Source organism: Mycetocola sp. Y442 (assembly GCF_056898615.1).
The window spans coordinates 48,259-73,706 of the sequence record NZ_JBXHBV010000002.1 but is presented as its reverse complement, the minus strand read 5'-3'; the positions used below and the strand labels follow the sequence as shown (position 1 = coordinate 73,706).

Sequence of the window (25,448 nt, the reverse complement as noted above, 5' to 3'; positions counted from 1 at the left end):
TCACGATGCTTCCTTCACTTCCGGGTCAATCGTCAGCGGTGCTGCCGTCGCTTCGGTCACCTGCCCGACGGTCACGCCCGGTGCGAGTTCACGGAGAACCAGTCCGTCCGCTGTGACGTCGATAACCGCGAGATCGGTGATGATGCGGTCGATGCATGCCCGGCCCGTGAGTGGAAGCGTGCACTCAGGCACGATCTTCGGCGACCCATCCTTCGCGACGTGATCCATCACCACGATGACCCGCTCGGCGCCGTTGACGAGGTCCATCGCCCCGCCCATCCCCTTGACCATCTTGCCCGGGACTGCCCAGTTCGCAATGTCGCCGCCGGCGGATACCTGCATCGCTCCGAGTACCGCGGTCGTGACCCGTCCGCCGCGGATCATGCCGAAACTGGCGGCCGAGTCGAAGTAGCTGGCACCGGGAAGGACCGTCACCGTCTCCTTGCCCGCATTGATGAGCTTCGGGTCTTCCTCCCCCTCCCACGGATACGGGCCGACGCCGAGTATTCCGTTCTCGGAATGCAGGACGACATGGATGCCATCGGGCAAGTGGTTGGGGATGAGCGTTGGCAGTCCAATACCGAGATTCACGTAGCTGCCGTCGATCAGCTCTTCGGCGGCCCTTGCCGCCATTTCGTCGCGTGTGCGCGGCATCAGTTCGACCTTTCCCTGCTCCGCACGGTGACCTTCTCAATCGGCAGGTCAGATGCCTGGGTGGGAGTGAGCTGCACGATCCGGTCGACGTAGATACCGGGAAGATGGATGTCGTCAGGGCCAAGTTCTCCCGGCTCGACCAGCTCATCCACCTCGGCGATGGTGACACGTCCAGCCATGCCCGCAAGCGGATTGAAGTTTCGCGCCGCCTTTTCGAAGCGCAGGTTTCCGTGGCGGTCGCCGACCGCGGCGCGAACCAGACCGAAGTCGGTGCGTATCGCGGTCTCGAGAACGTATTCCCTGGTGGTCTCGAACGCGTCGAGCGTGCGGGTTTCCTTCGGATCGCTCATTACCGCCACTGTGCCGTCAGCGGCATACCTGATCGGCATCCCGCCGTCGGAAACGGCGGTCCCTGCCCCGGTAGCGGTGTAGAAGGCGGGAATGCCAACGCCACCCGCGCGGAGTCGTTCGGCGAGAGTTCCCTGTGGGGTGAGTTCGACATCGAGTTCACCCGACAGGTACTGGCGAGCGAATTCCCTGTTCTCCCCGATGTAGCTGGCAATGACGCGACGGATGCGACCAGCGGCCAGCAGTTCACCAAGCCCCCACCCGTCGACCCCACAGTTGTTCGACACCACCTCGAGTTCGCTCGACCCCTGGGCGAGCAAGGCACGGATCAGCGAGATGGGAACACCAGACAACCCGAATCCGCCCACCGCCAGCGATGAGCCTGTCGGGATATCCGCGACGGCCAGGCTCACCGTTTCGACAGTCTTATCCACGGGGATGTTCCCCACAGCCGGGGCGAGCGCTCGGGGATTTGGGCATGGTGCGTCTCTCTGGTCGGAGGGTTGAAGCCCATCCTCTACCGTCGTCTTCCTCGCCGTACCTCGCATTCCATTCAGTGGAACAGCGGCGGTCAGACCTGCTCCGACGTCATGGTGGACACGACCATGTCGCCGATGAGGCGCCGATGGGGTGCTCGAAGGCCCGGGTCGAGCATGTCGCGGTCGAAGATCGCCGCGAACGTGTGCCGGTTGGCGACGTGGAAGCACGCGTATGCACTGATGATCATGTGCACGTCGAGCGCGTCGACGTCGTCACGGAAGACACCTTCGCTGACCCCACGCCGGATGACGCTCTCGAGCACGGTGATAGCTGTGGCGTTCTCCCGGAGAATCGTCGGTGACTGCAGGAGATGCTCAGCGCGGTGGATGTTCTCGATGCTGACGAGCTGGATGAACTCTTCATGCGTCGTGTGGTGGTCGAACGTCGCTTCAGCCAGTTTGCGCAACGCCTCTCCCGGCGTGAGCTCATCGATTTGCACCCCGCGCTCCACCTGGCGAATCTGGGCGTACACGCGCTCCAGCACCCGAAGATACAGTCCTTCCTTGGAGGCGAAGTAGTAGTAGATCATTCGCTTGGTCGTTCGGGTCCGCGCGGCGATCTCGTCGACTCGCGCCCCGGCGTACCCGTTCGCCGCGAACTCTGCCGTCGCAACGTGGAGAATGTCTTCCTTCGTCCGCTCAGCGCGCAGCGTCGACCCGCCGTCCTGACCCTCGCGCAACTCCTCAGCCATGTTCTGCCTTCTTCACCCTCCGGCGGGCGGACCCGAGGGTGCTTCTTGTCGAATGAGGGAGCGAAAGTGCTCCTCCATCCTTTCCCGGTTGGGCTCGTGGCCCGTGATGATCTGAAGGCTAGCGTAGGCCTGTCCGACGGCCATTCGGCCTCCATCGAGCACCGGATGACCCCGCTCCACCGCCCGGCGGATGAGATCCGTCTCCAGGGGGCGGTAGACAACGTCTGAAACCCATGCGCCGTCGCGGAGGAGATCGACGTCGAACGCCACACCCGGATGATGGAGCATCCCCATCGGGGTCGCGTGGACCACTCCGTCGGCTCTGGTGATCATCACCTCGAGATCGTGGTGCGGGACAGTTTCGATGATCTGCGACGGGAAGTGGGAGCGCATGCGCTCCGCGATGTCCTTCGCGCGGGCCCCGTCGACGTCGAACAGGTCGAGCCGTGTGACACCGCTCGAGAGGAGCGCATAGGCGGTCGCCGCCCCTGCACCGCCACAGCCGATCTGCACAACACGCTCGAGCGACGCGCCAGGCAGCCCAGCGACCAGGCCGTCGCGGTAACCGATCCAGTCGGTGTTATAGCCGACCAGTTTCTCGTCCTCGAAAACGACGAGATTGACCGCGCCCAGCTGTTCTGCCCTCGGGTCCAGCTCGTCGACGACATCGAGCACCAGCTGCTTGCAGGGGTGGGTGATATTCATTGCCGAGAAATTGCGGCTGCGTGCATCGGCGAGCAACGCCCCAACATCCCCCGCCTGCTTGCCAAGCGCGATGAGGTCAAGAATGCGGTATTCGTAGTCGAGACCGAGTGCCGCTGCCTCGACCTCGTGCAGCCTGGGGGTAAACGACGCCGAAATTCCAGCACCGATCAATCCAACGAGGTAGCCGCCACTGGCCTGCCCGGGCCTGGCGGGCCGCCGGGTGTCCATCAGCTTTCCGGGATTTCAAAGTCGACTGTGGCAAGCGAAGCCTTGACGCCGGCGGAGATTCTGAGAACTTCAGCGTGCGCCGGATGACGAGTGTACGAGTCAAGTCCCTCAAGGTCATCGAAATCCGCGACGATCGCAAGGTCGTGGGATGACGCACCGCCGACCAGGTCAACACCGACGCTCATGCTTCGCAGCGAGGGGATCTGCGCGGGCAGAGCGCGCAGCAGAGCCATCCAGTGTTCCCGTTCGTCTGCGGTGAACTCCGGCACGAACCGGAAAACGGCGACGTGGCGGATCACGCCGGAACACCTTCCGCTTCACGGCGCTGCTGATACTGGGCGGCGAGACGGACGGGCGCGTTGAGCGCTCCGTACCCCTCGTAACCCTCGCGACGCTCGACCACCTCGAGAAAGACAGTCCCGATCGCCTGGGTATAGAAGTGGAGGAACTCCCCGGCCTCGTCACGGTCGTACATGACGTTGAGTTCTTTGAGCTCTGTGAGCAGCGACGCGTCCATGTCGTACCGAGCCTCGATGTCGTCGTAGTAATTGGCCGGGATGTCGAGAGGGTGGAACCCTCGTTCTCGCGCCTGGCGCGCCAGAGCGAGAACATCGGTGGAAGCGAAGGCAATGTGCTGCGGAAGGATCGCATCGTCGTGCGCGCCGGACGGCACCAGGTTGAGCGCGATGCGCACGACACCGTCCGCCGCGCGAAGCACCTGGCTGCGCACGAGGCCCACCGGTGCGGCCACTTCCATCGACGGCTGCGAACGCAGGTCAAGCACCGAGTGGAAGAAAAGTACCCCGGCATCGAAGTGCTGCCACGGTTGAGCGAGATTGATGTGGTCAACCCGCTCGATGAGCTCAGCCCCCGGCCGGTTGGGGACAGGGAACTCCCGAACCCACTTCGGTTCCGAGCTGCCCTCCAGACCGAAAAAGACCTCCGATCCATCCGGCGCCCTCACCCCGACGAGCGACTCGTCACCCGGACCCTCCCATCGGTGGATCTCGGGTGCGAACAAATCAGTTGCCCGCCGGAGCGCAGCATCCGGATCACTGACGGATAATCCAATTCCCGCGACGGTCGGTGGCGGCGGTTGCGATTCAGGCCTGCCGAGCACCATTCGCGCGGCGCCCTGCGACCAAAGCTCGACGTTCTTCGTACGGTGACGGCCGTGCGCAGCGAAACCGAGCTGCGCGAGAAGTGTGCGCATCTCGTCCATCGCATCGGTGCGCAACTCCACATAGTTGATATCGGCTGGGGGCTCGACGACCGGGAGAGGCCTTGCCGTCATTTGCTCGGTGCGTCCGCGTGATGACCGCCCAAGCCAGGCCCGGGTTTCGTCCTCGAGCAATCGCAACGAGCGTCGGGCATCGACGGCTGTCGACGCGGCATCCGACTGGCGGAACGTGTCGTTGAAAATCTCGAGCGAGATCGGCCCGTCGTAGCCCGTCCTCACCAGGTGCCCCATGAATGCGGCGAGGTCGAACCCGCCCTCACCGGGGAAGAGCCTGTGGTGTCGGCTCCACGAAAGCACGTCCATCGACAGGATCGGTGCGTCGGCCAACTGGACGAAGAATATCTTGTCGGCAGGAATCGTCTCAATAGCCTGCGGGTCGTGCCCTCGCGACAGGATGTGGAAACTGTCGAGGCACACCCCGACCCGCGGGTGATCCGCGAGGCGCACGATCCGGGCGGCCTGCTCATAATCGTCGACGAACCGCCCCCAGGCCAGCGCCTCATACGCAACGCGCACACCAAAGCGTTCCGCGAGCTCCCCAAGCACGCGCAGCTGCGTGGCCGCGAGCTGCTCATCACCGCTTCGCGCTGTCCCGACATTGCTGCACAACAGCATCGTCTCGATCCCAAGACGATTCATGAGCGTGAACTTCGCCCCCGCTCGTCGCAGGTTGTGCTCGAGCAGGTCAGGTCCCACCCCTTCAAAATCCCGAAACGGCTGATAGAGGTCGAGCGACAGCCCGAGCTCGACGGCTCGCGCCCTGATGGCCTCGGGAGAGTCGGGCGACGCGATGAGATCAGGCTCGAATATCTCCACGCCGTCGAACCCGGCTTCGCTGGCGGCAGCGAGCTTCCGGTCGAGCGTGCCGCTGAGGCAGACGGTGGCGATCGATGTTCGCATGTTGCCTCCAGCGGGCACCGGGAGCGTGGCCCGAGCGACTCTCAGAATTGCTTGCGGAAAAAGGTACTAACTAGTACGTTCGACCGCAGCAGGCGGTCAAGGATGATCTAACCCGCTCTAAGGAGACGTTCAATGATGAGTTTCGCCGAGTGGAACACCCCAGCGGGGTCCGGCAGTACGTCAGCGCCGGTGCTCGAACGCATCGTCGCGATTCTCAACGCCGTCAAGGAAGCTGATTCCAGCCCGTCCATCACCGGATTGGCCGAGCTGACCGGCATGCCGAAATCCACGGTGTCCCGTCTGGTCGCGGAACTGGTGGAGCAACGTTATCTCGAGCGCACCGAGGAGGGGGTAACGCTGGGCCTCCGACTCTTTGAGCTTGGCGCACGCGCCGGTCTCCCCCGCCGGCTGCTCGCAGCCGCCGCACCCGTGATTCGGGAGCTTGTTGAGCTCACCGGCGAACGCGTCGGCCTCTGGGTATATCAGGGCACCGACATGATCTCACTGGCCGCGGTGGCCGGGCGGCTCCCCATGTTGCCGACGAGGGCTGGGATGCGATCGCCAGCTGTCAAGACAGCCAGCGGCAAGGCATATCTGGCGTTTTGTGCGGACAGCGCTGTTGTGGACCGGGCAACAGCCCCGCTCATCGACGGCGCCGCCGATCAGTTCAGAGAGGAACTGAGTCAGGTGCGCGCGACCGTCGTAGCCACGGACAGAGGGGTGGCGTATCCGGGAATTCTCGCTGTTGCGACACCCGTAATCTCTGCTGACCGGGTTGTCCTTGGCGCGATCTCGATCGCGGGACCGAGCGGGGCAATGGATCCGGAGCAGGTGGCGCCGCTGGTGCGGGCCGCTGGTGTGGCACTGACCCGTCGGCTCACGGCGGCCTGACATCCCATGCGAAACGCCGACTGGACCTCGACCGTGAGCGTTCTCGATCGCGTCACCGCGATCTTTGACGCATTCGGCGAACACGGCGACGGCATGGGTGTTTCCGAGCTTGCCCGGCGCGCCAACCTTCCGAAGTCGACGGTGTCGAGGATCGTGGCCGAGCTGGTCAGCCAGCGATTTCTCGACCGAGAGGGAAGCAAACTGTTCCTGGGTGTCCGGCTCTTCGAGCTCGGTCAGACGGTCAGCAGACCGCGGAAGCTCCGGGAAATCGCGCTCCCACTATTGAACGACCTGAGGCTGGCCACCGGGCGGAACGTCCAGCTGACGGTGCTGGACAGAACAGATGTCGTGTTCGTTGCGGTGATCCGCGGGGCGCAGAGCGCCCACCCGATGGAGCGGATCGGGGCGCGACGTCCGGCTCACGCGACGGCGCCGGGCAAAGCGATGCTCGCCTTCGCGTCGCAGGCCGTGGTTGCGGAAGTGATGCGCGATGGACTCCAGCCGTTCACACCTCGCACAATCTGCGATCCGGCTCTATTCCTCAGGGAACTCACGGAGACACGGAAAACCCGGACAGCGACTGAGCTCGAAGAGTACGCAAGTGACAGCGCCGGCGTAGCGAGTCCTGTCCTCGGCTACGGCTCCGTTCCTGTCGCCGCGGTTTCCATCGCCGGGTCAGTCGAGGAACTGGACATCGACCGGCTGGTTCCCGCGGTTCGCGCTACAGCCGCGAACGTGAGCCGCCGCCTCGGAACCGGCCGCTGACACCGGACAAACGAAAACTGGGTGGCTGCGATGTGCAGCCACCCAGTTCGCTGGCGGTCCAGCATCCGCCGCCGGAGTCCGGCTTAGTCGGCCATCTCCCGAATTGCCTCATAGGCTTCGAGGGTCTCTCCGGAGAAGTAGTTCCCGAAGTAGGACTCGGATTCGCTGATGAATGCGTCCATGTCGATGTCCTCAGTCTCGATCACCGTGAAGTTGTCGTCAGCCCGCCACTCGTCGAGGATCTCTTCGGTCGCCTCGTCAACGCAGTCGCGGTTCTCGGGGCGGATCTCGTGGATGGTCTCCTCGAGCAGCGCGGCCTGCTCCTCACTCATCTTCTCGTAGGTCTTGTCGCTGACGAGGATCCAGTGGATGCCGATGTTGTGGTTGTTGAGAACAGCAACGTTCAACACCTCGTCGTAGCTCGATGAGCGGGTTGCGACGATCGGGTTCTCCTGGCCGACGGCGATCCCCTGCTGGAGCGCGGTGTAAACCTCTTCAACAGCTACCGAGACGGGGTTGTCCACTCCAAGAGCCTCGGCGTTCGCGAGGAAGGCCGGTGAGTTCGGGAAACGGATCGGAACTCCGGCGAGGTCCTCTGGGCTGCGGATCTCAATATCCTTCGTGGTGAATGTGCGGTTACCGAAGTACCACCCGTCAACGATGCTGACGCCTGTTGCCTCCTGGAACGACGAGAACAGGTCCTCCGACCCGTTATCGGTCCAGTCGAAGGCGTGGTCGACGTCATCAAACGCGTACGCCGCATCGACGACACCGATCGGCTCAAAAGTAGAGCTGAGTGCAGAGGCACCCTGCAGGTCGATGTCGATGTCGCCAGCCTGGACGAGCGGGAACCGGTCGGCGTCTGGCCCGAGCTGGCTCGCCGGGTACAGCTCAACGGTCAGTCCGATATCCGCGTCTTCGAGCCGTTCCTTCAGCAACTCGACCCCGCAGTAGTAGTTCGGTGTCTGCTCGTTCTGGCTGGTTGCAACGGTGATCGTGACCGCTTCGTTCTCCGAACCGGTCGCTTCGGTGGTGCTTTCCGGGGTGCCGCCGCCGGCGCAGCCGGTGACGGCGAGCGTTGTGACTGCGAGCACGGACGCGGCCATCAGGCCTCGACGCGTCGATCGGGCTGCTGTGCCCATGTGACTCTCCTCTTTTTCGGCACGTCTTCGTGCTCTGGGTAATGGTCCGTTCGGGGTCGGACGCAATGGCGTTGGATCGACGAGCCCCCGTCACGCTGAGGACATCATCGACCACGCAGCCAATGAAGCGGCCCTGTGGCAATGCCGACTTTCGTCCAGCCGGGTCCATACGTAAAGCGACGTCCCGGCGAATGGAACACGGCGCCGGCGGCGGTGAAAGCCGACGCAGCGCCGGTGAGTGGAACATGTCGCACATGACGACTCATGCTGGCATACGCTGTGCGAGACCGGCCGAATTGACGATGACAGAGGAGTGTTCGTGCCGCCTGCGGTGTCTGACCCAGTTCGCATCGGCGTTGTCGGTGCCGGGTTCATGGGACGCCAGCATGTCGAGTTCATTCGCCGTCGAGCGAACACCGAATTGACGGCTGTCGCCGATCCGCTGCTGACCGATGGGGCATTCGGGTGCCCGACGTACGCGGACGCGCGCGCCATGCTCAAAGCCGAGTCGCTCGATGCCGTCATCATCGCGAATCCGAACACGCTTCACGTCGAGACAGCGATTCAATGTCTCTCCGAGGGTGTTGCCGTGCTGCTCGAGAAGCCCGTCGCCGTGAACTATGCAGAGTCCCTTCGGCTCGTCGATGCGGTTGAACGCCTCGACGGCCGGCTACTCGTTGGGCACCACCGGCGGCACCATCCCGCGGTCGCTCGCGCCCGCTCAGCCCTCGACGATGGCGAAATCGGGCAGCTCGTCGGCGTTAACGGCATCTGGTCCGCGCGGAAGGAAGCGAGCTACTTCACGGATGCGCCGTGGCACCGCGAGAGTGGGGCGGGCGTGATGCTCATCAATCTCGTGCATGACCTCGATCTGCTGCGGTACCTGTGCGGGGAAGTGAGCGCTGTCCAGGCGATCACGAGTTCGCACATCCGCGGTCACGAGGTCGAAGACACTGTCGTGGTGAACCTGCGGTTCACCAATGGTGCCCTCGGCAGTTTCCTCGCCTCTGATGCCGGCGTCTCTCCGTGGGGCTGGGATCAATCAACAGAGGACACCGCCGAATTCCCCTTCCTGCCCGATGGGGTCGCCTACCAGCTGGTTGGCACGACCGGCGCGCTGTCCGTACCGAATCTCGCCAGGTACTCGTATGCGGCCGGTGTCGCCGCCGACTGGCATTCACCTCTCTCCCGCACTTACCTTCACGCAGCCCCGCACGTTTCATTCCACGCCCAGCTCGCGCACTTTGTCGAGGTGGTCAGGGGCGCTGAGCCGCTGGTTTCTGCGGAGGATGCGTCGCGAACGCTCGCCCTGGTCGAGGCGTCGGCGTTGGCAGCTGAGCGTCACGAAACGGTTGACGTGGCGCAGTTCAGAGCGGCGCGCCAGGGCGCATAGCGCCGCCCGTCACCAGGGCGGTAATGCCAGCCGCTCGCGGTGCAGACTCAGGCACCGTCGACCGCTGTCAGCCGGTCTGCCGCACGGATGGCGAGTTCATACCCGAACACGCCAGCGCCCGCGATCACCGCGCGCGCCGCGGTTGATGTGAGCGAATGCCGATGGGCCTCGTCGCGGCCGTGAATGTTGGTGATGTGGATTTCGACGACGGGGGTATCCATGATCAGCAGAGCGTCAAGCACAGGCACAGAACCGAAGCTGAGCCCTGCCGGGTTGATCACGACGGCCGCCTTCTCGCGATACGCCTGGTGAAGCCACTCGACGATCTGATACTCGGCGTTGGACTGCTCGAAGACCAGCTCGAATCCGAGCTCATCGGCGACTCTGCCGCAGTTTGTCCGAACATCATCCAGGGAGGTGGTGCCGTACAGTTCCGGCTGCCTCCGACCGAGCATGTTGAGATTTGGGCCGTTCAGGACGTACAGCTTGCGGGTCACAGCGGGTTCCTTTCCAGGAGCACGGATGCCCCGTTTCTGTTCGTCTGGCCGACGATCGCGCGTGCCATGGACGCGCTCACCAACATCCCGTGCATCACAGCAAACCGAGCCAGGTCGGAACTATCGTCACGATCCACGGGAACACCGTCAGCAACAGAAGCACGACACCCAGCGGGATGAGGAAGGGCAGGATGCCGCGGAAGAGTTCACCCATCGGCCTTCGGGTGATCGAGCCGACGACGAAGAGAACGGCTCCAACGGGCGGTGTCAGTGAACCGATCATCAGGTTGAGGATCATGATGACCCCGAGATGGACGGGCTCGATACCGAAATCGCCGATGATGGGCATGAGGATCGGCACCAGCACGAGGATGACCGGGGGCGCCTCGAGGAAGATTCCGAGAAGGATGAGGAGCCCGTTCAAGAGCAACAGGAAGACTATGGGATTGTCGGTCAGCGCCGTCAGCCACTCGCCCAGGTTGCGCGACACCTGCTCACGCGCCAGCACCTGGCCCATGAGGTTCGACGCTCCGAGGATCAGGAGTATGCCTCCCGAGATGACCACGGTTTCCTTGGCGGCTCGCCAGAACACGGGCAACGTCAGCGTCCGGTAGAACACCCCGAGCACGAGCATGTACGCGGCAGCGATGCCCGCACTCTCCGTAGGGGTGAACATTCCGCTGAAGATGCCGCCCAGAATAATCACCGGCAACAGCATCGGGCCGATGACCCGCACTACCGCCCTGCGGAGCGCAGCGCCATCGAAGGGCCGGCTGGTCGCCACCTCCGGGTGCATCTTCACCCAGATGAAGATGTACACGGCGAGACCAGCGGCCATCAGGCCAGCGGGCAGGATGGAGCCCGCGAAGAGGGCACCAGTAGAAATCGAGGCGGTCGCGGCGAAGAGGACCGCGGGGATGCTCGGCGGCATGACGGTACTCATGAGCGAGCCGGACGCGGTCAGACCGGCCGAGAACCCGTAGGGGTAACCAGCCTTGAGCATCTGCGGGATCTGAATCTTGCTGGTGGACGCGGCATCCGCGAGCGCCGAGCCACTGATCCAGGAGAAGCCGATGGCAGTGCCCAGGTTCACGTACGCCAGGTTCCCGGGGAGCCGCGGGAGGAGCGCTTTGGCAAAGTCATAGAGCCTCGTCGCAATACCGAGATGGTTTGCAACGGTGCCGACGAAGATAAAGAGGGGGACGGCGAGCAGCGGAAAGCTGTTGATTCCGTTGACAATCGACGAGATCGCGTAGCCGGGCGAGAGACCCTGACTGTAGAAGTACGCGAGGCTTGGCGCGATCATGGCGAAGGCGACAGGTACCCGCAGCAACAGCAAAACGACAAGCAGAAGTACGTAAAGCCAGAGGTCCATCGATCAGCCGTCCATCTCTGAAATGTCGAGTTTGCGTTCCGGGCGGTTGGCGTAAGGAATCTTCCAGGCGGAATGGATTGCTGCAGACGCGAATCCGAAGACAGCAAAGGCGTACAGCATCCCGAGTGGAATGTGCATCGCGGCACTGGTCCGCAGCCACTCCACCTCGAGTTTCACGAATGCTTCGTATGCCAGCGCCAGGCAGGTGACGACCATGATCAGGGCGGAAATGATGCGCAGCACAGCGAAGAGTTTTCGGCCGGCCAACACCTGATCGAACACCTCGATCACGATGTGGCCGTTGCGACCGACCAGGTATCCCGTGGTCATGAAGGTCAGTGCCACCATCGACATGAGGGCGAGTTCGCCGGCACCCACCCAGCCCAGCGCGGGAATATAGCGGCCGAGCACCTGGTACATCACGCCGATGATGACGAGGGCGAACAGCGTGACGCTGACCGCGATCTCCACTGTGGACAGCACCCGGATGAATGCGGGATCGGACGGTGCCTCGTCAGTCCCGGGCACGTAGGAGGGTTCCGCAGAGCGGTCCGGGTCCTCCGGCTCGTTCTGGGTCACACCGCCTCCGCCCCGGCAAGGGCCGACGAGCCCGAGGGCGCGACGCCTTCGCAGCAGCTCGACATGGGATCACGGAGCATGGTCAACCTCTCTGACAGTTCGGGGTCGTGAAGCGCACGCGTGCGATCACTCTCTGACTTTGGATCCAAGCGGAAGGTGGGTGGAGAGTTGTCTCGCCGAATGGGACACAACCGAGAAAGCTAGTCCGACGCGTGGACGCTGTCATCATCCGACTCGGCATCATCCGACTCGGCGAACACCGCGCGCATGATGGCGAGCGCTGCGTTGGCCGAAGGCAGCCCCGCATAGAGGGCGGTGTGGAGGATCACCTCGGCGATGTCGCTGCGGCCGAGCCCGTTGCGCAAAGCAGCACGCACATGCATCCGGATTTCGGCTTCGTGCCCACCGGTGACGAGGGACGCCAGGGTGGCGATGCTCCGCTCGCGGCGGGACAGTTGGGTCCGAGCCCAGATCTCACCCCAGGCGTAGCGGGTGATGAAGTCCTGGAATGCGGCGGTCTCCGGAGTGATCGCCCCAAGCGCGGCATCCACGTGGGCATCACCGAGGACAGCCCGGCGCACCGCCGTTCCTGTGTCGTACGGTGTCGCCGGCAAAGTGTCGCCCGCAGCGCGCATGAGCCCCACCAGCAGCGACGCTGCCTCGGCGGGCTTTTCGAGCGGAGCGAGGTGCGATGCGCCGGCCAGCTCCGCGAAACGTGCGCGGGGCATCACATTGGCCATGGCTCTCATCGAGGCGGTGGTCGTGACCTGGTCGCGCTCTCCGCTCACGAGCAGAGCGTCCACCTCGATGCCTGCGAGCGAGGGCGTCCGATCGAAGCGCCCCAGGGCATCCGTGCACAGGGCGTATGACTCGTCGTCCACCTCGATAAGAGTGCCGAGCCCCCTGGCCCCCTGGCCGTTCGGGTTGTTCTCGAGGTAACCCGGCGCATACCAGCGTGCGGCACTGCCTGCGACGAGGGATGCCGTTCCTGAACGTCGAACCTGATCTGCACGTTCTGCCCAGCCCTCGGCATCGCCGATGCGGGAACCGCTGCAGAACAACGCAAGACTCAGCAGCCGTTCCGGATGGGTCGAGGCGAGCTCGAGGGCGATCGTGCCGCCGAGGGAGAGCCCGGCGACATGGAACCGACCGCCGCCCAGTTCGTCGACAATCCGGAGCACCGCCTCAGCAAGGTCAGCGATGCTGAACGACTCTCGCGTCGGGGGACTCGCGCCGTGCCCGGGAAGGTCGACGCGGAGAATGCGGACCTGAGGCAACTCTCGCGAGAGTTCCCCGACGACGCCGTCCCACACCGCGGTGGTCGTGCCGAGCGACGGCAGCAGCACGAGGAGTTCGCTCGCCGTGGCATCGGGTGCTGCCGGAGTGATCGAGCCGATCAGGCGGGGGACGGTCATCGCTGCTCCTTGCGCTCTACGGCTCGAAAGCGGCCGATGGCCGACTCGATGATGCGATCGGATGCGACGCGAGTGGCTGCGGGATCCCGCTCGAGACCAGGGCTGAGGAGGCGATTCGCCTCGACCGCTGATCGATCAAAGCTGAGACGTGCGAACATCGACGCTGCGGCATCCGAACTCTCGAGGGCTAGCCTCAGGAGACCACGGAATGCCGACCATTCGGCGTGCCACTCCCCGGCCGGTCTGGCATCCTGCGAGACCGCTGCCGAGTGGACCGTCGCCACCAGCCCCGGCGCCTGCAACCCGTTTGCCGTGAGAAGCACCGCATCAACCGGGTTGCGCTTGTGCGGCATCGCCGAGGATCCGCCCGTTGCGCCGAGCGATGCTTCGCCGATCTCGGTGCGCGCGAGAAATGCCACGTCCCGGCCGATCCGTCCGAGGGCCGCTGTGACAAGGGCTGCGGCCGAGGCAACCCGGAGGACGTGGCTCCGCTCGGTGTGCCAGGAGCACTCGGGGTCGACGAGCCCCAGCTGGCCAGCCAGCGCCGAGCGCAACCGGTCTGCCGTGTGCGGCACGCCTGCCTCGCGATCGAAGTCCTCGCCAGTGCCAACGGCGCCAGCGAGCTGCACCGGGAAACCGGCCGTGGTCAGAGCGCCCATCGCCGCGGTGACGCCGTCGAGCCAGCCGGCGACGGACACCCCCACTGTGCTCTGAGCGGCGTGCTGCCCCAGCGTTCGCCCGATCGAGAGTGTGTACCGCTCGCCGATAGCGAGAGCGACGAGGCTCTCGCCCGCGGTGCGCAGGCGTTCGCGGGCATCGCCCAGAGCCCTCTGCGCGACGAGCATGAGAGCGGTATCGAGGATGTCCTGGCTGGTCGCGCCCTGGTGGACGTGAACGCCAGAGCCGGGGACCGCTGACTCGGCCAGTGAGCGAAGTTGGACCACAAGCGGGATGACGGGCACACCGCCCGCGCGGCTCCCGGCAATCAGCTCGGACCGATCGAGCTTCGCGCTCTGCAGTGCCTGGGACACCTCGCTGAGGTCTTCACCGAGAACGTGGCCACGCGCCAGAACCAGTGCGCGCTCCACGTCGACGAGCGCTTGGAGGACGGCGTCGTCCGATGTGATCGCAGCGGTTACGGCGAGGGGTTCAAGCAGCCCCCAGTCGGTCGCCGCCACCTTCGGACGCTCAGCCATGAATCTCCGCATCGAAATTCAGGAAGACGGTTTCGCCGTCGCCCTGCAGTCGTATATCGAAACGGTAGCTCCTCTCGGCATCCTGGGCCGCGATCAGCGTGCCCCGACGCGCCGGATCCACGCGCCCCAGGAACGGGTCAGCGTCGTTGCGTCCGGCCTCATCTCCGAAGTACGCGCGGGTAAACAAGTGGTGGGTGAGCCCGCGGGCAAAGACTGTGACGAGGACATAGGGCGCGGCATCCGGCCGGGTTGGACCCGGTTTGATTGTCGAGAAGCTGTAGTTGCCCGCCCTGTCGACGGCGGCGCGGCCGAATCCCGTCACCGTGTAGCCGTCCCGCTCGAGACTCCCTCGCTCGGAAATCACCTGCCCCGAGGCATCCGCATGCCAGATTTCGACGATGGCGTCGGGAATGGGTTTACCGGCACCGTCGAAGACGGTTCCGTGAAAGCGGATGCCGTCGGCGTGCCACGGGGCTGCGACCTGCGGACCCCCGGGGTACGGCAGGGCGTAGCCGAAGAAGGGGCCAACCGTCTGTGACGGCGTCTGACCTGGTGTTGTTTCAGGCATGATCGGAATCCTCCGGTTCCATCCAGGTTGATCGTGGCCCGGTGAGGACCACGTCCCAGCGGTAGCCGATCGCCCACTCCGGTTCGCTGACGTCATGGTCGTAGCGCGCGACGAGCCGTTCCCTCGCGGCGGGATCGACGATGGACTGGTAGATCGGGTCCAGGCCGAACAACGGGTCACCGGGGAAGTACATCTGGGTGATCAGTCGCTGCGTGAACGCGGAACCGAAGAACGAGAAGTGGATGTGCGCCGGCCGCCAGGCATTGCGGTGGTTCTTCCAGGGGTAGGCGCCCGGCTTGATGGTCGTGAGCCGGTATTCGCCGTTGTCACCCGTGATCAGCCGCCCGACCCCGGTGAAGTTCGGGTCGAGGGGAGCCGGATGCTGGTCGCGCTTGTGCACGTAACGCCCCGACGCATTCGCCTGCCAGATCTCAACGAGCTGGTTCCGCACCGGGCGACCGTCTCCGTCCATCACACGGCCGGTCACAATGATGCGTTCGCCGAGCGGTTCGCCCGGGTGCTGGATCGTGAGGTCGTTCTCCTCCGCGGCCACATCCGTGTGGCCGAAGGCGGGTGACACCAGTTCGATTTCCTCCGGGTCCGCTCGCACGAGTTCGTGGGTCGGATGCCGAAGAACGGTGCTGCGATACGGTGCGAAGTTGCGCGGCGGGTGCGGCGCGAGCGGACGTCCGGCGCTGTGCGCCCGTGCAGCGTGCTCAGCATGCAGCGCCGCGATCTCGTCCGAAATCGTCGTCTGGGTTTCTGGCGTCTGATTCGTCATGACGTCCTTTCTCGTCGGAGGCGGACGGCTGTTGGAACCCGGCAGCGCCAATCTGACCAGTGACGCTCCTCGCGCATGGTGGAACCTCCCCCGGAATGGAAGGTTGCTGATAACCCTGCCCCGTCGGGCAGGGCAGGGCGGCGGACGTTTCATTCAGTGGGACAGGCCACCTCCCGCGCACCATCGGTTGGCTGTAGACCGTATTGCAATCGCAGAACGCGGTAGCACGGTCACGGGTGACCTCTAGCGTGCGTTAACGGTGAGATTTTGATGCGCGAGCCGACGGATCGCCGCCAAAATGGGCTCGTACAGAGCCGTGCCCAGTACCGCATACTGCAGAGCCGCCTCCGGGTCGCCGGTCGGCATCCCATCGATTTCCGCCCGCGCCATTGCCATGATGTGGTCGCCGTAGAGCCGCAATCGGGCCGGAGTAACCGGAATCCCGGCCTCTTCGGCGGCGAGCAGTGCCTCATCCAGTTGAGCGAACGCGGCCATGCGCTCGTTCGACGCGTTGTAGGTCGGCGGCAGAGCAGCCAGCGCCGCAGCGGCGCGCGGGTAGCGATCCGTCTCATCGCCAGCTGACTCGTCGCTCGGATTGCTACTCGCGAGAGCCTCGACCGCCCGCCCGAGCATGTCGTAGATGGTTCCTTCAGGGTGATCGATCACGGCGAGAATCTTCTTCACCCGGTTCAGGGGAAGCCCAGCAACGATCGTGAGCGACCGGATCAGTCGCAACCTGTCGAGGTGCTTTTCGTCGTACTCCGCGCGGGTTGCGCTGGTGCTGCGACCGGGAGGCAGCATGCCCTCCCGGATGTAGAACTTGACCGTCGCCAGCGGCACATCGGCCCGGCGAACGAGTTCTGAAATTTGCATCTTGCCCCCATTGGATATTAGGAGTATCTTATCATTAGATAGTCAAGTATCCAATCGAGTTCCACCAAACGAAGGAAGTCGCACAATGTCCAATTCCACTGATCTCTACCAGGCCGCCCGTCAACGCGTGATCGCGAAGACGACATACAAATGGGTGTTCGCAGCGCTGGCGGCCATCGCCGCCGTCCAGGTGATCATCTGGTACCTCACGACTCCCGAAGGCTACTTCTGGCCCGTCTGGCCCATCATCGGAATGCTGATCGCCGCGCTCGCCTGGGGCATTCCCCTCTTTGGACGGCACGGTGGCGTCTCGGAGGAACGGGTCCAGGCAGAGGTTGCCCGGATGCGTGCACATCACTAGCCAGAGGCGGGAACGACCCTTGTCTGGCCTGTTCCATGAGGCCGAACCAACGGCCCATGCATACCAACGAAACAGCCCCGGAGAGACGGCCGTGATCGGCGTCGCCCGGGGCTGCATCACGGATGCCGCCTGTCCCCTTCGCCTGCCTAGACTCGACGCTCGTGACGCCGCGGCTTCAACCGATCGGGGGCGTCAGAGGCTGGAACATAGTCGCAGGTGAACTCACCGTCGTAGCCGAAGAGGAATCCAAAGACACGATTCCTCACCTCGAGGCGGATCCGGTAGACGTTCGCCTCATCATCGAATGACTCATGCAATTCGGCTCTCCCACTGAACAGCATGGGAAATCGGAACGCGACAGGTCCCTCGTAAAAGCGTTGGGCATCAGAACGCAGACGCAAGGATCCGTCTGGTCCGACGGACAGGTCCAGGTCAACCGCGAGGTGTTGATGCGTCCCCAGGTAGTCGACCACCTTCCCGTCGCTCAGGATCATCGTCGCGTCGAATCTGCTGGGTGTGCGGCGCACGCGGTACTCGCGCACGAAGGTGACGGTCTCGCGCCCATACGGATCGCGGTAGGGGTAATTTTCGATGGTGAACGGCACGTTGGCCCCGAGGTCGGGAATCAGAATGTTGCGAAACTTACCCAAACGAAGGAACGGGACTGTCCACCACGGCCCTCGCTTGATGTGGGCCATCGTGCCGCGGCCGACACATCCGTAGCCCGCATCAAGTCCGACCCCAAACCGCCGTTGCAGCATCGGGTGCAGCCGCTGAAAGTCGGGGCCGAGGGCCTGTTCGAAGATCGATGTCACGGGTTCTCCAGAGCGCCCCTGGTGGCCGGAGCCTGAGTCATTCCGCTTCCGCGTCGCGGAGCTCCCACACATCCCGTCGGCTTCAGGTTGTGTTCACCATCACATCAGCTTGCAGCACCATCGGGCGCCACGGCCGCAACCCGAAGCGTGTCTCGGGCCGAACGTCGCACGCAGGCCTCGCCCGAGTATTTGGCTTGATCGTTTCCTCAAACCAATTTCCTACGAGCCGATCTGAGGCGCGTCATCAAGAGAATTTTCGTCTCAGGCCCCGTCGCCATACCGAACGCTTGTGAGCTCAGCCCGATACGGTGGATTCGAACCCGTCCGGGACGTTGTGATGCCCGCTACAGTGGCGGCCCAAGCTCCTAGACGGCCAAGCGCAGACGGTGTGAGGTCTTCGAGCCCGTATCGTCGAACGTCGTCGATGATTGCCCCCATTGCGGAGTCCCCTGACCCGATGGTGTCAGCGACGGTGATCCGAGCCGCCGGGACGAGGACGCTCGCGTGTCGTGAAGCGAGAACCATTCCGTCGCTTCCCTGCGTGATGACGGCCAGTCGGACGCCGAGATCGAGCAGTCGTTCGATCACATTCTCCGGAGGTAGGTCGGAGTAGAGCCATTGTGCGTCTTCGTCACTCATCTTTACGACATCGGCGAGGGAAGCCAGCGTTTCAAACCGTTCGAGAGCGTCATCTTTTGCTCCGATAATCGAGGGTCGTATGTTCGGGTCGAGACTGCTTGTGACCCCGGCCGGAAGCGATCGCAGAAGTTCACGGACTTGATCAGCGCCCGGGAGGAGAAATGCGGCGATGGAACCGATGTGGACGTGACCCGCTTGTCCGAGTTCTGGCACGACCGGTTCCCAGATGATGTCGAATGTGTACTGCGCGGAGCCGTCTGCTTGTATACGCGCAAGCGCCGTCGGTGTTCGCTTGGCGTCACTCGAAATCACATCCACGTGTGACTCGCTGAGGTGTGCCCTGGCCTGCCGCCCGCGCTCGTCGTCGGCGATGTAGGTCACGAGTCGCACCTCGTGGCCGAGTCGGCCAAGGCTGAGGGCGACGTTCGCCGGTGACCCGCCGACGTGCTCGGTACGAGTTCCGTCGCGTTCGACGATGTCTATGATCGTCTCCCCCACCACGAGCACCTCGCGTTCCGCTGATGAGTAGTTTCTGTTGGCCACTTTTCCTCCGACGCTCTGCTCGTTGTCGCTAGGGCGTGAGCTGTTCAACGTGGAGCTCGGTTAACGGCGCTGACGGGTAGACCTGCTCGGTGAAAGCGACGAGACCTCCGGCGGCGTAGACCTCGACGATCGAGGAATCAACGATGACGAGTAGGTCAATCTCGCTCATGTACCCAGCAGGGATCGGCGCCCAGTCCACAGATGGGAACTCAGGGTGGAACGTCACGTTTCCGCTCTGGGTGCGGTCGAATGTGATGCTCTTGTCATCTCCGTCGATCGTGATGACGACGCGATCGGTGCCGGTCTCCCCGGTAAGGACCACGGCCGTTCTGTCATCCGCCCCGCACGGGACGGACAGGTCGAAGACGGTGACGCCAGAAGTGCCGGCGGGTAGCACGGGCTGTTGTCGGACTCGGTACCGGCCGCTGTGGTCGCGGACGAGTGTGACTTCGCGCACCAAGGACATGGCGGAACGCCACGGGTGCGTTGGCGTTTGACCAGCGTATTGCCAGTTGCTGGCCCAACCGATCATCAGGCGACGTCCGTCCGGAGCGTCGTTGAATGAGACCGGCGCGTAGTAGTCACGGCCGTAGTCCAGCCAGTCGTAGTCGGCCAGATCGACAGAATTGGAGAGCCGTTCCGGGGTGAAGGTCGTCCCATCGAAGTCGCCGACAAAGTACTGAGAACCGGACCCACCGGCGATGCCGCCGGGGTTAAGGCTGACGACGAGCACCCAACGGGTCTCGTCCGTGCCGTCCACGCGGAGGGGGAACAGGTCCGGGCACTCCCAGACGCCCTCTACGGCGTGAGCGGGGCCGAAGCGTGATCGCAGGGTCCAGTTTCGGAGGTTGGCGGAGGTATAGATAACGACCTGGCGGGCGACTGCTTCTACCGCGACCATGACCCAGTGTCCGTAGATGCCGCCGTGCCAAAACACCTTGGGGTCGCGGAACTCGTCAGATCCGATGTCCAACACCGGGTTACCGGAGTAGCGGGTCCACGTTGCTCCGCTGTCAACGCTGTATGCGAGTGACTGGGCCTGGTTTCCGGGAAGGTCGTCGCGGGGTGGACGAGCGCTGGTGTAGATCGCGACGAGCGCGGTCTCGCCCTCCTTCGCGAAACCAGCAGTGTTGTGAACATCGGCCACGGCGCTACCGGAGAACACCATTTCGTCTGCCGTGTACGAAATCGCAATGTCCTGCTCGACCCAGGTGACGAGATCAGTGGACGTTGCATGCCCCCACGACAGGTTCCCCCACACATTCGCGTGTGGGTTGGTCTGGAAGAACAGGTGATAGATACCGGCGTAATAGAGGAGTCCGTTGGGATCATTGAGCCACGACGTGGCAGCGGTGAAATGTGCGGCCGGGCGCGCCGGGGCGCCGTTGGTTTGGTCGGCGACTGTCGCTACTTCGGGGCGGGGGGCGGTCACAAAGAACTCCTGATGGATCGGTGGGGTCAATACTCGGGCGAAACGGTTGTGACGCCGGTGCGGGAGAGTGTCTCCCGCACCGGCGAACGGTTACTTCCCGCCTTGCTGGAAACGGTCATAGGCGCTCTGATAGGTCGCGATGACGTCGTCGACGCCCATGGACTCGAGCTGGGAGACGTATCCCTTCCATTCGTCATCGACGGTGCCGTTGACGATCCAGGATGCGAACTTCTCTTTGACGAAAGTGTTGATATCGGTGGCAGCGAAGGACACCTGCTTCAGCTCGTCGTTCGACAACATCACGGGCGGGTAAGCATCGTTCGCCTTGTATGGCGAGTAGTACTCTGCGACGAGGTCCTGTCGTTCCTTGGCGCGGGGCTCGGGCGCGACGACGCTTTCGAAGTCCTCTTTGGTTGTGACCTTAGGTCCACCGGGGGCGACCTTTTGGCGGCGTTCACCTTCGGATTCTCCTGCTGCTGCGGGGATCTGCTGAAGGACGCCGTTCTCGTCTTCTTCAAGAGTGACGCCGATCGGCCCCCAGTTGGCCTGCGCAGACATCACCGGGTCGAACAGCCGGTCAGCCCAACGCATCGTGGCCGCGGGGTATTCGTTCGCACGGGTGATCACCATTGCGCCGCGGCCAATTTCTTGGTTGTTGGCAACGCTTGCCAGCTTCTCGCCGTTGACGCCTTCGAGAATGCCGACCATTTCGTAGTCGCCCACCCGGTCGTCGCCGACCATCTCTTTCAGCTCCCACCAGAAGAAGGAACCGAGCACCGGGGTCGCTGACTTGCCTTTGGACAGGTATGCGACATCGTCCTGGGAGAAGGACTCGGGGTCGATCAGGCCGTCGGCGTACCAGTCGGCCAGCGCTTCGACGCCGGCTTTGTAACCATCGGTGTTCGCGGTGAATTCGACTTTGTCGTCCCGGACGATCCGGTGGTCGTTGTTCTCCGGCTGCCCGCCGAGGGCAGCGATCAGGTCATTAGGGTTTGCACAGAAAGAATCTGTTCGGAATGACAGCGGGATCTCATCTGCTTTCCCGTTACCGTTTGGGTCCTGGGTCTTGAAAGCTTCAAGGGCCACCCGGTAGTCCTCAATGGTGGAGGGCATGGGTAATCCGAGCGCGTCGAGCCAGGACTTGTTGATGTAGAGGAAGTTCGGGTACTGCAGAACGCCAAGCTCTTCCACCGACGGGAGGGTGTAGATGTGGCCGTCGGAAGCTGTGATGGCAGCTCGAATGTCGGGCCGATCCTTGAGTATCCCGGAAAGCGTTGGTGCATGTTCCTTGATGAGGTCCTCGAGCGGCAACAGAGTCCCGTTGTCGCCATTCTCAACGATCTCTGCGTCCGTGAGCCCTGAGTTGTAGAGGACATCGGGCAGCTCATCGCTGGCTAACATGAGGTTCTTCTTCTCGGCATACACCTGCTCGGGGAGGTTCTTCCACGTGATTGCGATGTTGGTGTCTTTCTCCCACTGTTTGACGAGTTCCATCTCGGAGTAGTCGGGAGCGAGAGCTGATTTGGTGCCGCCGAAGGTGAGAGCGAGAGTTTTGTCGACAATCGGGAGACCTTCTTCGTTGAAGCCGAAGTCAGCTGACTTGTCTTCGATTTTCTTGGCGTCCCCTCCGCCTGCGCAGCCGGCGAGGAGGACGCTGCCCGCGATAGCGATCGCGGTAGCAGTGTAGAAACGGCGATGTCTCATGTTCTTTCCTTTTGTTCGAGGTGTGGTGGAGGGAGGAAGGTGGTTAGCTCTTGACGGCGCCAAGCAGTGCGCCCTTGGTGAAGTGCTTCTGCATGAAAGGAAGGACGATCAGCAGCGGGATCGTGGAGATGACGATCATTCCGTACTTGATCAGTTCTCCCAGGCGTTGTGCGGCAGCGTAGGAATCCAGTGCCCCGGTGCCTCCTGCGGAAGTCACTTCGGACTGTATGAGCACGTTGCGGAGCACTAGCTGAAGGGGGTATTTGCTGTCGTCGTCGAGGAAGATCAAGGCGTCGAAGAACGCGTTCCAGTTGGCCACGAGGTGGATCATGATCATAAGGAAAATCAGTGGTTTGGACAGCGGCAGCACGATGCTGAAGAAGAATCGAAAGTCGTTGGCTCCGTCCATCTGCGCGGCGTCGCGGAGCTCCCCAGGAACGTTGTTCTCGAAGAAGGCCCTGGCGATGATGAGGTTCCACACTCCGACCGCTCCCGGCAGCACAACAGCCCAGATGGTGTCCAGCATGCCGAGGTCGCGAACGACCAGGTAGCGGGCGATGAGACCACCGTCGATGAACATCGTGATGATGAACAGCAGCATGAAGAACGTGCGCCCGTAGAGATCTTTCCGGGACAACGCATATGCGGCACAGAGAATCGTCGTGACGCTGATGATCGTTCCCAGCACGGTATACAGGACGGAGTTGCCGAACCCGCGGAGAATGGTTGGGTCGGAGAAGATCCGCGTATAGCCCTCGATCGTGAACCCTTGTGGCCATAACCACACGTTTCCGTTGAGGATCTCGGTCGGCTCGCTAACGGAGGCGATGACGATGAAGTACATCGGGTAGATGATGGCGACCATGGCCAGAACGAGAGTGCCAATCGCGATCGTGTTGAAAACCGGGTCTGCAAAACGATTGCCGACGCTGCCCCGTTTTTTCGGCCGCGGGTACTCCAGGCCGTCAGCGGAGGGCGACGACTTCACAAGTCGTTCAGGTGCACTGGGAAGTGTGTGGGTCATGGCGTCATCACCAAAGGCTCGATTGGCCCGAACGGCGGGCGACCCAGTTGAAGGTCAGCAGCAGAACGAGGTTGATTAGGGAGTTGAACAGCCCAATTGCGGCTGAGTAGCTGAACTGTGCTTGTTGCAAGCCCGCTTTGTAGACATAGGTTTGGATGACTTCGGACGTGGGCAGGTTGAGATCGGTTTGCATCAGCAGGACCTTCTCGAAGCCGAGGTTGAACAGGTTGCCGATCGCGAGGATAAATAGGATCGTGATTACCGGCATGATGCCGGGGATGTCGATGTGCCGGATCCGCTGCCACTTATTCGCTCCGTCGACTCGAGCGGCTTCGTGCAGCGCAGGGTCGATCGCAGTGAGCGCCGCGAGGTAAACGATCATCGAGAAACCGGCGTTCTGCCAGATGTCCGACCCGATGTACAACGGCCGGAACCAGTCCGGAGACCCCATAAAGAAAATCGGGTCGCCCCCAAAGGTCACGATCGCGTTGTTGACGATTCCTGATCGCGGAGAGAACAGCAGGTGGATCATCCCGACCACAACGACGACCGAAATGAAGGACGGCGAGTACAGCACAGTCTGAGTGAGCTTCTTGAATCGGTCGCTCTGCAGCTGGTTCACGATGAGCGCGAGGATTATCGGCACCGGGAACGCGAGCAGCAAACCCAGCGCGTTCACGGTCAGAGTGTTCACCAGAAGTCGCTCGAATTGGAACGACTCGACAAATCGGATGAAGTGCTCCAACCCGACCCACGGACTGCCGGCGAACCCGTCAGCGGGGTTGTAGTCGCGGAAGGCGATCTGGGCTCCATACATCGGCCAGTACTTAAACAGCACAATGTAGACAACTGCCGGGGTTAGTAATACGTATAACTGCCATGACTGAAGTGCGCGCCGTAGGCGCGAACGCGCTCGACTGCGTTTGAGTTCTGGCCTTGCTCGGGAGATTATCTGCGGCGATGTTTCTGTGGTCATGCGGGCACCTTTGCACTCGCCACTGATCCACGACGGACCAATGAACATTCGATGGGATTTTGGGTCGGCTCCTCAGCGGCGAGAAGCAGTTCGACGGCCCGGCGGGCCATCTCCTCATAGGGCAGCGCAACGGTGGTCAGCCCAGGGTCAAGGTAGGGCGCGAGGGTGTCTTGATTATCAAAGCCGACGATCGAGCAGTCGTCCGGCACGCGAAGGTCAAGCGACTCCAGGGCGCGGTATGCGCCCCACGCGGTCCGGTCGTTGCCACAAAAGATCGCAGTCGGTCGCTCAGTCTCCTTCATGAGAGCTCGCGTCAGGTCGAAGCCGTCTTCAACGATTCCGGAACCATACCGGACGAAACGCGGGTCCTCCCCGATGCCAGCTTCATTAAGGGCTCGGCGGTAACCCGCGAGTCGACCGATCCCTGCGGGCAAATCGCTATCAGATGACTGAATGTTGATCATCCCGATCCGCGTATGGCCCGCTTCGATTAGATGCTTCGCGGCAGTGTATCCGCCCAGCTCCTCATCGGGGAAGACGCTGGGCACCAGGCGAGCGCGATCCTGCGCATTGACGACCACGGTAGGTATTCCCGCCAAGGCTGCTGGCACATCGAGAACGCGGTGGTACATCGAGGCGTAAACGACGCCTTGAACGCGGTAGGACAGCATCATTTCGATCGCGGCCGCTTCGAGCTCGGGTTCGTTGAACGTATCGACGCTGAGGATAACGTTTCCCGATTCCCAGGCGCAGAGCTGGCTTCCTTTGAGGAGTTTGCCGGCGAAGGGGGCGCTTGCGACTTCGTCTGAGATGAAACCGATCATTCCCGACTTGCCGCTTCGAAGGGACCTGGCGAAAGCGTTTGTGCGGAAACCAAGTTCCTCGACCGCGTCGAGGACACGGGCCTTGGTCGCGTCAGCTACTCGACTTCCGCCAACGTTATTGAGCACGAGGGAGACCGTCGCCTGAGACACTCCGGCGCGCTCGGCCACTTCCCACATTGTCGGGCTATTGCGTTTGGGTACCATGTCTCACCTCCTCGTAAGCCAGTTATTCGTATAACTCACACAGAGTAACCCGCTCGCACCCCCGGCGTCAACAAAGACATTTGCGTTCAGCTGAAGTAAGCAATTGCTGCCACTCCAACCTGCGCGCCCCGTGAACGGCCATCCC

The 25,448-nt window shown here is 63.0% G+C and carries 26 protein-coding genes; 4 read left to right on the top strand and 22 right to left on the bottom strand.

The window, feature by feature from the left end; translation table 11 throughout:
• The 6 genes from AC1X6S_RS07045 to AC1X6S_RS07020 all read right to left on the bottom strand — a co-directional run bounded on the left by AC1X6S_RS07045 (position 1) and on the right by AC1X6S_RS07020 (position 5,306).
• Complete coding sequence (locus AC1X6S_RS07045; protein ID WP_483405055.1) at positions 1–654, bottom strand: CoA transferase subunit B; 654 nt, start codon at positions 652–654, stop codon at positions 1–3.
• Positions 654–1,436 (bottom strand): CoA transferase subunit A, encoded by a 783-nt coding sequence (locus AC1X6S_RS07040; protein WP_483405054.1) that lies wholly within the window; start codon positions 1,434–1,436, stop codon positions 654–656. Before AC1X6S_RS07040 ends, AC1X6S_RS07045 begins: the two co-directional genes overlap by 1 nt.
• A gap of 137 nt (positions 1,437–1,573) precedes the next feature.
• A complete protein-coding gene (locus AC1X6S_RS07035) occupies positions 1,574–2,233 on the bottom strand; it encodes a TetR family transcriptional regulator (protein WP_483405053.1) in 660 nt (219 codons plus the stop codon).
• A 12-nt stretch (positions 2,234–2,245) separates the two neighbouring features.
• Positions 2,246–3,166: a shikimate dehydrogenase gene (locus AC1X6S_RS07030; protein ID WP_483405052.1), complete on the bottom strand. Its 921-nt coding sequence runs from the start codon at positions 3,164–3,166 to the stop codon at positions 2,246–2,248.
• A complete protein-coding gene (locus tag AC1X6S_RS07025) occupies positions 3,166–3,465 on the bottom strand; it encodes a Dabb family protein (protein WP_483405051.1) in 300 nt (99 codons plus the stop codon). Before AC1X6S_RS07025 ends, AC1X6S_RS07030 begins: the two co-directional genes overlap by 1 nt.
• Positions 3,462–5,306: a bifunctional sugar phosphate isomerase/epimerase/4-hydroxyphenylpyruvate dioxygenase family protein gene (locus AC1X6S_RS07020; protein ID WP_483405050.1), complete on the bottom strand. Its 1,845-nt coding sequence runs from the start codon at positions 5,304–5,306 to the stop codon at positions 3,462–3,464. The genes AC1X6S_RS07025 and AC1X6S_RS07020 overlap by 4 nt, the downstream gene beginning before the upstream one ends.
• 132 nt (positions 5,307–5,438) lie before the next feature.
• Between AC1X6S_RS07020 and AC1X6S_RS07015 the strand changes: the two genes are divergently transcribed.
• Both AC1X6S_RS07015 and AC1X6S_RS07010 read left to right on the top strand, forming a co-directional pair.
• The gene (locus AC1X6S_RS07015; RefSeq protein ID WP_483405049.1) at positions 5,439–6,197 is read left to right on the top strand and encodes an IclR family transcriptional regulator; all 759 of its coding nucleotides are present in this window, start codon (positions 5,439–5,441) and stop codon (positions 6,195–6,197) included.
• 6 nt (positions 6,198–6,203) lie between these two features.
• Positions 6,204–6,962, top strand: coding sequence for an IclR family transcriptional regulator (locus AC1X6S_RS07010; protein ID WP_483405048.1), 759 nt, complete (start codon positions 6,204–6,206; stop codon positions 6,960–6,962).
• An 83-nt stretch (positions 6,963–7,045) separates the two neighbouring features.
• Here the strand turns inward: AC1X6S_RS07010 and dctP are convergent, their stop codons facing one another.
• Positions 7,046–8,104: a TRAP transporter substrate-binding protein DctP gene (gene dctP / locus AC1X6S_RS07005; protein ID WP_483405047.1), complete on the bottom strand. Its 1,059-nt coding sequence runs from the start codon at positions 8,102–8,104 to the stop codon at positions 7,046–7,048.
• A gap of 331 nt (positions 8,105–8,435) precedes the next feature.
• Between dctP and AC1X6S_RS07000 the strand changes: the two genes are divergently transcribed.
• Positions 8,436–9,497, top strand: coding sequence for a Gfo/Idh/MocA family protein (locus tag AC1X6S_RS07000; RefSeq protein WP_483405046.1), 1,062 nt, complete (start codon positions 8,436–8,438; stop codon positions 9,495–9,497).
• A gap of 47 nt (positions 9,498–9,544) precedes the next feature.
• On the opposite strand, the gene AC1X6S_RS06995 is transcribed toward AC1X6S_RS07000, so the two are convergent.
• From AC1X6S_RS06995 to AC1X6S_RS06960, 8 genes are all read right to left on the bottom strand, one after another.
• Entirely contained in the window at positions 9,545–9,994 is a 450-nt protein-coding gene (locus AC1X6S_RS06995; RefSeq protein ID WP_483405045.1) for a type II 3-dehydroquinate dehydratase, read from the bottom strand.
• Between the two features lie 94 nt (positions 9,995–10,088).
• Positions 10,089–11,369, bottom strand: coding sequence for a TRAP transporter large permease (locus AC1X6S_RS06990; protein WP_483405044.1), 1,281 nt, complete (start codon positions 11,367–11,369; stop codon positions 10,089–10,091).
• Positions 11,370–11,372: 3 nt separating this feature from the next.
• Positions 11,373–11,948: a TRAP transporter small permease gene (locus tag AC1X6S_RS06985; protein WP_483405043.1), complete on the bottom strand. Its 576-nt coding sequence runs from the start codon at positions 11,946–11,948 to the stop codon at positions 11,373–11,375.
• Between the two features lie 200 nt (positions 11,949–12,148).
• The gene (gene pcaDC, locus AC1X6S_RS06980) at positions 12,149–13,363 is read right to left on the bottom strand and encodes a bifunctional 3-oxoadipate enol-lactonase/4-carboxymuconolactone decarboxylase PcaDC (protein WP_483405042.1); all 1,215 of its coding nucleotides are present in this window, start codon (positions 13,361–13,363) and stop codon (positions 12,149–12,151) included.
• Positions 13,360–14,559, bottom strand: a complete 1,200-nt coding sequence (locus AC1X6S_RS06975) for a lyase family protein (protein ID WP_483405041.1) — start codon at positions 14,557–14,559, stop codon at positions 13,360–13,362. The genes pcaDC and AC1X6S_RS06975 overlap by 4 nt, the downstream gene beginning before the upstream one ends.
• Positions 14,552–15,127, bottom strand: coding sequence for a protocatechuate 3,4-dioxygenase subunit alpha (pcaG, locus tag AC1X6S_RS06970; RefSeq protein WP_483405040.1), 576 nt, complete (start codon positions 15,125–15,127; stop codon positions 14,552–14,554). The genes AC1X6S_RS06975 and pcaG overlap by 8 nt, the downstream gene beginning before the upstream one ends.
• Positions 15,120–15,908 carry a protocatechuate 3,4-dioxygenase subunit beta gene (gene pcaH, locus AC1X6S_RS06965; protein WP_483405039.1) on the bottom strand — a complete coding sequence of 263 codons (789 nt, stop codon included), beginning with the start codon at positions 15,906–15,908 and terminating at the stop codon, positions 15,120–15,122. The genes pcaG and pcaH overlap by 8 nt, the downstream gene beginning before the upstream one ends.
• 243 nt (positions 15,909–16,151) lie before the next feature.
• Positions 16,152–16,781 carry a MerR family transcriptional regulator gene (locus AC1X6S_RS06960; RefSeq protein WP_483405038.1) on the bottom strand — a complete coding sequence of 210 codons (630 nt, stop codon included), beginning with the start codon at positions 16,779–16,781 and terminating at the stop codon, positions 16,152–16,154.
• 85 nt (positions 16,782–16,866) lie between these two features.
• On the opposite strand from AC1X6S_RS06960, the gene AC1X6S_RS06955 reads away from it, so the two are divergent.
• Positions 16,867–17,142: a hypothetical protein gene (locus AC1X6S_RS06955; RefSeq protein ID WP_483405037.1), complete on the top strand. Its 276-nt coding sequence runs from the start codon at positions 16,867–16,869 to the stop codon at positions 17,140–17,142.
• Between the two features lie 146 nt (positions 17,143–17,288).
• Here AC1X6S_RS06955 and AC1X6S_RS06950 read toward each other — a convergent pair whose 3' ends face one another.
• The 7 genes from AC1X6S_RS06950 to AC1X6S_RS06920 form a co-directional block, all read right to left on the bottom strand.
• The gene (locus AC1X6S_RS06950) at positions 17,289–17,957 is read right to left on the bottom strand and encodes a DUF4166 domain-containing protein (protein ID WP_483405036.1); all 669 of its coding nucleotides are present in this window, start codon (positions 17,955–17,957) and stop codon (positions 17,289–17,291) included.
• Between the two features lie 261 nt (positions 17,958–18,218).
• Entirely contained in the window at positions 18,219–19,139 is a 921-nt protein-coding gene (locus AC1X6S_RS06945) for a carbohydrate kinase family protein (RefSeq protein ID WP_483405035.1), read from the bottom strand.
• 28 nt (positions 19,140–19,167) lie between these two features.
• Complete coding sequence (locus AC1X6S_RS06940; RefSeq protein WP_483405034.1) at positions 19,168–20,571, bottom strand: glycoside hydrolase family 32 protein; 1,404 nt, start codon at positions 20,569–20,571, stop codon at positions 19,168–19,170.
• Positions 20,572–20,661: 90 nt separating this feature from the next.
• Entirely contained in the window at positions 20,662–22,275 is a 1,614-nt protein-coding gene (locus tag AC1X6S_RS06935) for an ABC transporter substrate-binding protein (RefSeq protein WP_483405033.1), read from the bottom strand.
• A gap of 43 nt (positions 22,276–22,318) precedes the next feature.
• Positions 22,319–23,299 carry a carbohydrate ABC transporter permease gene (locus AC1X6S_RS06930; protein WP_483405032.1) on the bottom strand — a complete coding sequence of 327 codons (981 nt, stop codon included), beginning with the start codon at positions 23,297–23,299 and terminating at the stop codon, positions 22,319–22,321.
• A gap of 7 nt (positions 23,300–23,306) precedes the next feature.
• The gene (locus AC1X6S_RS06925; protein WP_483405031.1) at positions 23,307–24,116 is read right to left on the bottom strand and encodes an ABC transporter permease; all 810 of its coding nucleotides are present in this window, start codon (positions 24,114–24,116) and stop codon (positions 23,307–23,309) included.
• A gap of 155 nt (positions 24,117–24,271) precedes the next feature.
• Positions 24,272–25,276 carry a LacI family DNA-binding transcriptional regulator gene (locus AC1X6S_RS06920; RefSeq protein ID WP_483405877.1) on the bottom strand — a complete coding sequence of 335 codons (1,005 nt, stop codon included), beginning with the start codon at positions 25,274–25,276 and terminating at the stop codon, positions 24,272–24,274.
• Positions 25,277–25,448 lie beyond the last annotated feature (172 nt).